The organism is Paenibacillus sp. AR247 (assembly GCF_002968895.1).
Classification (GTDB): Bacteria; Bacillota; Bacilli; order Paenibacillales; family Paenibacillaceae; genus Paenibacillus_AQ; species Paenibacillus_AQ favisporus.
Genome location: NZ_PCZT01000009.1, coordinates 1,898 through 3,309, shown reverse-complemented (window position 1 = coordinate 3,309; position 1,412 = coordinate 1,898). Strand labels below are relative to the sequence as shown.

Genomic DNA, 1,412 nt, shown 5'->3' with positions numbered 1-1,412 from the left:
GGATCAAGCCATCCGGGACGAAGCGGGATTAATAAGCCGTCCAGCCGGCGTCCGCTGTAATGACCGTACCGTTCACAAAGGCTGGAATCGTCCGAGGCGAGGACAAAGCGACCTTCGCGATTTCATCCGGCTTGCCGGTTCTTGGATTCACGCCCATGCCGGCCATCGCTTGCTGCACGCCAAGCGCGTTCATATCCATACTAGGCGTATCGGACATAATGTTGGTCTCCACACCGCCCGGGGCGATCGCGTTGCAGCGAATGCCGAGCTTCGCGTACTGGTAGCCGACATTTTTGGTCAAACCAATCACGGCATGCTTGGACGCCGTATAAGCTGCCCCTGCCCGGGAGCCAAACAATCCGCCGACGGATGCCGTATTGACGATGACGCCTTTTCCCTGCTTGACCATAATGGGAAGCGCTTTGCGGATTGCCCGCATCGGGCCTGTCGTATTGACGGCGAAGACACGCTCCCACAGTTCGTCGGTCACTTCGGCCGCTGCCACCATTTTATCCATAATTCCCGCATTGTTGACCAGAACGTCCAGCGATCCGTACTGATTCACTGCGGTATCGATCATGTTCTGCACATCTTCTTCCATGGCAACATTCGCGATGACCCCAACTGCGGTACCGCCCTGCTGCTGAATTTCCGCAACGACTTGGTCAAGAGAGGCCTGGGAGATATCAGCGAGAACCAGTTTGGCGCCTTCCTTAGCGAATAAAAGAGCCATTTCCTTTCCCATTCCTGATCCGGCACCTGTAATAACCGTTACTTTGTCTTGTAGCTTCATGACCAACCTACCTCCAACCTTTGAATTAGACAACACATTGTCTATAATCATTATAGCGCCCGTCCAATTTGGCGATCAAACGTCAATCTGCCCGAAAATGTCTATTTTACAGCGTTTTCAATATCATTTGGAGGATATTAGATATATGAACAAACGAGTCACCTACACCCAGCACTATCTATCCGAGGCTTTAATCAGCCTTATGGCGGAAAAGGACTACGCTTCGATCACCATCCGCAACATTGTGGAAAAAGCGGGCGTGAACCGTTCGACCTTCTATCTTCATTATTACGACAAGGATGACCTGCTGAACCAAACTGCATCCGGCATTCTTACGGCGCTTCGCAGCGCGATGCGCAATCCTTCCTATACCCATGAGTCGGCCAGGAAGGAATATGAGGAATCCGGTAAACCGATTTCTTCAGCCGTGGCCTTGTTTGAGCATATCCGTCAGCATGCGGCATTCTACACCATCATGATGAATGTCAAGGATTTCCCTGTCCAGCTGGACCAGGTGATCAAGAGCGAACTGCTCGCTTTCACCACAGACGCACTTCAGGCTTCCTTCTCCTCAGGGGGGATGATGGGGCTCATCTACTATTGGCTGAACCATCAAATG

At 52.0% G+C, this 1,412-nt stretch carries 2 protein-coding genes; one reads left to right on the top strand and one right to left on the bottom strand.

All coding sequences use genetic code 11. The features are described 5' to 3' along the window. Positions 1-28: 28 nt before the first annotated feature. Entirely contained in the window at positions 29-793 is a 765-nt protein-coding gene (locus tag CPT76_RS07760) for an SDR family NAD(P)-dependent oxidoreductase (protein ID WP_105442501.1), read from the bottom strand. Between the two features lie 145 nt (positions 794-938). On the opposite strand from CPT76_RS07760, the gene CPT76_RS07755 reads away from it, so the two are divergent. Next, the coding region (locus CPT76_RS07755; RefSeq protein WP_181152730.1) for a TetR/AcrR family transcriptional regulator at positions 939-1,412 on the top strand (474 nt) is incomplete at its 3' end.